General features: G+C 65.0%; 1 protein-coding gene. It reads left to right on the forward strand.

Features of this window, described 5'->3' with window-relative positions:
- The first annotated feature begins 12 nt into the window (after positions 1 to 12).
- Positions 13 to 1380, forward strand: coding sequence for an IS4 family transposase (locus CR159_RS21290; RefSeq protein ID WP_102075939.1), 1368 nt, complete (start codon positions 13 to 15; stop codon positions 1378 to 1380).
- The last annotated feature ends 9 nt before the right edge of the window (positions 1381 to 1389 follow it).

The raw sequence follows: 1389 nt of genomic DNA on the forward strand, positions 1-1389 counted from the left end.
GGTCAGCCCACCATGAATCGTAACGCTCGAAGCCGTCAGCAGCAACACCGCAAGGGAATTGAGCGGCGAGTACGTTCGACCGAAGCGGTGGAGTTTTTCAACATTCTGACCGATGAGGCGCTGCTCGAGACGGTTGAGGCCTTGAGCCCGGTTCATCGGGAGCGGCTGTATCCACCGACAGTGACGTTGTCGATGTTCATGCAGCAGACGCTCGATGCCGACGGCTCATGCCAGAAGGTCGTCAACGGCTGGGCGGTACAGCGTGCGGCCTGCGGGCTGAAGCGGTGCAGCACTCGCACGGGCGGGTACTGTCGGGCGCGTAGCCGACTGCCACTATCGATGATCAAAGGCCTGGCGCGCGAGACGGGTCGGCACCTGCATGAGCAAGCACACCCACCGTGGTGCTGGCAGGGCCGACCCGTGAAGCTGGTCGACGGCAGCGGGATCTCGATGCCCGACACCGTCGAGAACCAGGCGCGGTACCCGCAGCCGGGCTCGCAAGCGGCGGGCGTGGGCTTTCCGCTCGGGTGCCTGGTCGTGGTGATCTGTCTGGCCACGGGGGCGATACTGGATGCGGCGATGGGTGCGCACCGCGGCAAAGGCAGCGGCGAGCTGGGCCTGTTTCGCGGGCTGGATGCCGCCTTTGAGCCGGGCGACGTGATGCTGGCCGACGCCTTGTACTGCAACTATTTCCTGATCGCGACGCTGGCCCGCGCCGGTGTGGATGTGCTCTTCGAACAGCACGGCTCGCGGATCACCGACTTCCGGCGGGGAAAGCGGTTCGGTGCGCGGGACCACCTGGTGGCTTGGCCCAAGCCGGCTCGCCCTGCGTGGATGACACCCGAGCAGTACCGCACGTTTGCCGACGAACTGCGGGTGCGCGAGACCCAGACCGACCATCAGGTCCTGGTCACAACCCTGACCGATCACCGCAAGGTCCGCAAGGCCGATCTGGCCGATCTGTACGCCCGCCGCTGGCACGTCGAGCTGGATCTGCGTAACATCAAAACCACGATGGGCATGGAGGTCCTGCACTGCCGCACTCCCGACATGAACGAGAAGGAACTGTGGGTGCATCTGCTGGCCTACAACCTGATCCGGCTGCTGATGGCGCAGGCCGCCGGCCATGCCGGCGTGGACCCGCGAAGTCTGAGCTTCAAGCACACCTTACAACTGTGGGCCCACTGGCACGGGCGCGGATTGGCGCCCGATATCGAACTCTTCTGCCTCATCGCACAGTCAAGGGTTGGGCACCGACCCGGCCGCATCGAGCCGCGACAGCGAAAACGAAGGCCAAAATCCTACCCATGGCTGAAGAAGCCGCGTGACCTCGCGCGCGACGACATCATTCGCTACGGGCGCCCGCAGCGGCCTAAGTAAGTGCCATTC

The sequence above is a fragment of the Pollutimonas subterranea genome (genome assembly GCF_002849655.1).
Lineage (GTDB): Bacteria > Pseudomonadota > Gammaproteobacteria > Burkholderiales > Burkholderiaceae_B > Pollutimonas > Pollutimonas subterranea.

Coding starts and splice junctions, on each gene's coding strand:
- CR159_RS21290 (WP_102075939.1), top strand. CDS start 13: ATGAATCGTAACGCTCGAAGCCGTCAGCAGCAACACCGCAAGGGAATT.